We start from the raw sequence: 1524 nt of genomic DNA, 5'->3' as shown, positions 1-1524 counted from the left end.
AAGCTGTTGAGCGCCATGAAACGCGCGGCGCCCGTCTGGTTCCAGAAGTCGTTCGCCACCGCCATCGCGACGAGCGTCAGCATGCCGAGGCTGCCGGCGCCGAGCCACGTGAAGCGGCGAAACACGATGCACAGCGAGCCGCCGATCTCGACGACGACCGCCAGTGCAGCCCACAACGCGGGCGGGTGCAAACCGAAATGCGCCTGCTCCGCGATTGCTGCGTCGAAGTGCATCGCCTTGTTGATCCCGCCGATCAGAAAGGCGGACACGAGTGCAAGTCGAACCAGCGCGCCGATCCACGGCTGCGCGAGCAGCACACGAATCCACGCGGGGCTGTACCGGCCGGTTGTCGTCGCCATGTCAGACCGCCCAGCAGGAACAGCCGAACGCGCCCCAGAAGCCCTTCGCGTCCGACGTCGGCAATGTGCTGCCCCACGCGCTCGCGTGCGCATGCTGGTGCACGTTGCACGCATTCGCGCAGCCGCACATCGCGGCGGCCGCCGCCGCGCGTTGCAGCGGTGCGCCGCTGCGCTGCGTCGCGCCCCAGCCGCCGTAGCCGCCGTACTCGCGCACCGGCGACCAGTCCGGCATCGCGGGCGGAATCGGCGCGTCATGCGACGCGAACGGGCCCGCGCCCCACACGATCCGGCCGCCGACCACCGTCAGCAACGCGGTCGTGCCCGCGATGTCGTCCTCCGCGCACGCGAAGAAGTCGCGATCCGGCACGACCACGTCCGCCAGCTGCCCGACCGCGATCCGCCCTTTCTTGCCGACTTCGTTCGAGAACCACGTCACGTATTCGGTCCACATGCGCAGCGCGGTCTCGCGATCGAGCAGGTTGCGCTGCGGATACATGCGCAGCCCGCCGATCGTCTTGCCCGTCACGAGCCAGGACAGCGACACCCACGGGTTGTACGACGCCACGCGCGTCGCGTCGGTGCCGGCCGACACCTTGAGGCCCTTCGACAGCATCTTCGCGACCGGCGGCGTCGCTTCGGCCGCCTGCGCGCCGTAACGCTCGACGAAGTATTCGCCCTGGTACGCCATCCGGTGCTGCACCGCGATGCCGCCGCCCAGCGCCGCGATACGATCCATCGACTTTTCGGTGATGGTTTCCGCGTGATCGAAGAACCAGTTCAGCCCTTCGAGCGGGATGTCCTTGTTCACCTTCTCGAACACGTCGAGCGCGCGGCTGATCGTTTCGTCGTACGTCGCATGCATGCGCCACGGCCAGCGGTTCTGGGCGAGCACGCGCACGACGCCCTCGAGATCGTCTTCCATCTGCGCCGGCAGGTCCGGACGCGCGACGCGGAAGTCCTCGAAGTCGGCCGCCGAGAACACCAGCATTTCGCCCGCGCCGTTGTTGCGGAAGTAGTCGGTGCCGTCGTGATACTTCGTGCTCTTCGTCCAGTTCACGAAGTCTTCCTTCTCGGCGTTCGGCTTCTGCGTGAACAGGTTGTACGCGATCCGGATCGTCATCTCGCCCGCGTCGTGCAGCTTGCGGATCACCTCGTAGTCGTCCGG

2 protein-coding genes are annotated in these 1524 nt (G+C 67.5%); both read right to left on the bottom strand.

Annotated elements, in window-relative coordinates; genetic code table 11:
• Positions 1–359 (bottom strand): DoxX family protein (locus E9536_RS41100; RefSeq protein WP_136473341.1); only part of this gene is annotated, 359 nt, incomplete at its 3' end.
• Between the two features lies 1 nt (position 360).
• Positions 361–1524: amidohydrolase family protein (locus E9536_RS41095; RefSeq protein WP_168799648.1), on the bottom strand; the 1164-nt coding region annotated here is incomplete at its 5' end.

This window comes from Burkholderia sp. LS-044 (assembly GCF_004803625.1).
Classification (GTDB): Bacteria; Pseudomonadota; Gammaproteobacteria; order Burkholderiales; family Burkholderiaceae; genus Burkholderia; species Burkholderia cepacia.
This window is presented reverse-complemented; position numbering and strand designations above follow the sequence as displayed.